General features: G+C 21.2%; 2 protein-coding genes. Both read right to left on the reverse strand.

Annotation, left to right across the window (positions count from 1 at the left end; translation table 11 throughout):
* Positions 1-271: 271 nt before the first annotated feature.
* Positions 272-472 carry a hypothetical protein gene (locus DNK85_RS12645; RefSeq protein ID WP_119329577.1) on the reverse strand — a complete coding sequence of 67 codons (201 nt, stop codon included), beginning with the start codon at positions 470-472 and terminating at the stop codon, positions 272-274.
* Positions 473-477: 5 nt separating this feature from the next.
* Positions 478-661 (reverse strand): hypothetical protein (locus tag DNK85_RS12650; protein WP_208123175.1); only part of this gene is annotated, 184 nt, incomplete at its 5' end.

A 661-nucleotide genomic window follows, 5' to 3' on the forward strand; every position in this document is an offset into this window, starting at 1 on the left:
TTTTTTTTTTCTTTTCTTCCCTTTTTTCTTTCTTTATTCTTTCTCATCTTTCCTTTTTTTTTCCTTTTTTCTCTTTTTCTTTTTTTTTTTCTCTTTTTTTTTTTTCTTTCTTTCTTCTTTTTCTTTTTTTTTTTCTTTTTTTTTTTCTTTTTCTTTTTTTCTCTTTTTTCTTTTTTCCTTCTTTTTTTTTTTCTTTTTTTTTTTTCTCTTCTTCCTTTTTTTTTTTTTTTTTTTTTCTTTTCTTCTTCTCTTTTTTTTTTTTTTTTCTCTCCTATTTTTTTCTTACTTTCTCTTCTTTTTTTTTTTTTTCCTCTTTTTCTTTTTTTTTTCTCCTTTTCTCCTTTTTTTTTCTTTCTTTTTTTTTCTCCTTTTTTTCTTTTTTTTTTCTCTTTTTTCTCTTTCTTTTTCTCTTTTTCTCTTTTCTTTTTGTTTTATTCCATATTCTTCTCCTTTTCACCCTTTTTTCTATCACTTTCTCTAAATATTCTTTTCTTTTTTCCTCTTTTTTTCTACTTCTTTCCTCACTTTTTTATTTTCTTCTCTCCATTTATTTTCCTTCTTACCTTTTTTTCTTTCCTTCTTTACTCCTTTTTTTTCTTTTTTCTTTCTTTTTCCTTTCTCTCTCTTTCTTTTCTTTTTGTTTTTTCTTTTTATTTCTTTC

Origin of the sequence: Cysteiniphilum halobium (assembly GCF_003574425.1) — a bacterium.
Lineage (GTDB): Bacteria > Pseudomonadota > Gammaproteobacteria > Francisellales > Francisellaceae > Caedibacter > Caedibacter halobius.